Source organism: Streptomyces anatolicus (assembly GCF_019400875.1).
Taxonomy (GTDB): Bacteria; Actinomycetota; Actinomycetes; order Streptomycetales; family Streptomycetaceae; genus Streptomyces; species Streptomyces anatolicus.
On the sequence record NZ_WMBF01000847.1, the window covers coordinates 1 to 1171 of the forward strand.

General features: G+C 71.1%; 2 protein-coding genes. One reads left to right on the plus strand and one right to left on the minus strand.

The annotated features are described in order from the left end of the window. The first annotated feature begins 167 nt into the window (after positions 1-167). The gene (locus GKQ77_RS32915) at positions 168-494 is read left to right on the plus strand and encodes a nuclear transport factor 2 family protein (protein WP_219692805.1); all 327 of its coding nucleotides are present in this window, start codon (positions 168-170) and stop codon (positions 492-494) included. A 49-nt stretch (positions 495-543) separates the two neighbouring features. Here GKQ77_RS32915 and GKQ77_RS32920 read toward each other — a convergent pair whose 3' ends face one another. After that, positions 544-1014, minus strand: coding sequence for a lamin tail domain-containing protein (locus GKQ77_RS32920; protein ID WP_219692806.1), 471 nt, complete (start codon positions 1012-1014; stop codon positions 544-546). Between the last annotated feature and the right edge of the window lie 157 nt (positions 1015-1171).

Consider the following 1171-nt stretch of genomic DNA (forward strand, 5'->3'; position numbering starts at 1 on the left):
GGTCATGAGGACTCCCAGGTCGATGGTTCGGCTCTCGCCGAGCCGAGGGGGGTGACCCTCCCACCGTCCGCCGGACCGGCCCCCGGCACCCGGCCCGCGCCGCCGTACGGGTGAGGATCCCGCCCCGCCCGGTGGCGCCCCGGACGGCCCGATGTGAGCGTGAGCCCATGAGCATTCAGGTAAACCGGCTCGGCGACCCGGCCGTACGCGCGTTCGTCACCGCGGTGAATTCCCACGACCGGGCCGCCTTCGAGGCGCTGCTCGCCCCTGACGCGAGCATGTCCGACGACGGCTCCGACCGGGACATCGCCGAGTGGACGGACCGTGAGGTCTTCTCCTCCAACGGCCACATGGACGTCGAGTCGGAGTCGGACGGCGGCCGCACGCTGCTCGTCAGCTACCGCAACGACACCTGGGGCGAGATGCGCACGAAGTGGCGCTTCACCGTCGACGACGCGGGCCGGATCACCCGCTTCGAGACGGGCCAGGCCTGAGAGACCCGGCCCGAAGCACCCTCAGTCGGCCAGGCTCGGCCGACGGCCGTCAGTGGCAGCTCTTGACCCCGCCGTCGCCCCGCGACCAGGCGCAGGAGTCCTGGAGCGAACCGCTCGGCTTGAGCAGGCGCGCCTTGTCGCTGGTGTTGTTCCAGACGTAGTTGCTCTGGCCCCAGTAGCGCACGCCGGAGGCGTTGGTGCCCTTGCCCGTGCGGACCTTGACGGTCTTGCCCGCGCCGATGTTGTAGCTGCCGAAGGTGTACGTGTAGCCGGTGTCGTCCTTGAGCTGGTAGCCCTTGAGCTGGATCGCGGACCGCGTGCTGTTGTGGATGTTCACCCACTCCGCGTTCAGCGAGGAGTTCGAGCGGGTGTCCCGCCCCGGGCTGTCGTACTGGATGGTGCCGAGGTGCAGCCCGCCCTGGTGGCGCGCGGTCGCCGCGGAGGCGGGCGACGCGGCGAGCAGGGAGACGGCGAGGGCGGTGGCGGCGAGCGCCGCGGGGGCCATGGTGCGTATGCGCAAGGAGTGCTCCCAGTGTGAAGTTCTCGTGGAGAGGAGCTGAGCATACGGGGCGTGCGCGTCCGCCTTGAGGCGGTACCTCCGATTCCACTTGGGGAGATCTCGGCCCCGCCCAGGCCTCACCACGGTCCCGCCCAGGCTCCGCCCCGGTCCCACCGCC

What these genes read in the sequence shown, in the direction of transcription:
- GKQ77_RS32915 (WP_219692805.1), top strand. Translation starts at nt 168, where the DNA reads ATGAGCATTCAGGTAAACCGGCTCGGCGACCCGGCCGTACGCGCGTTC.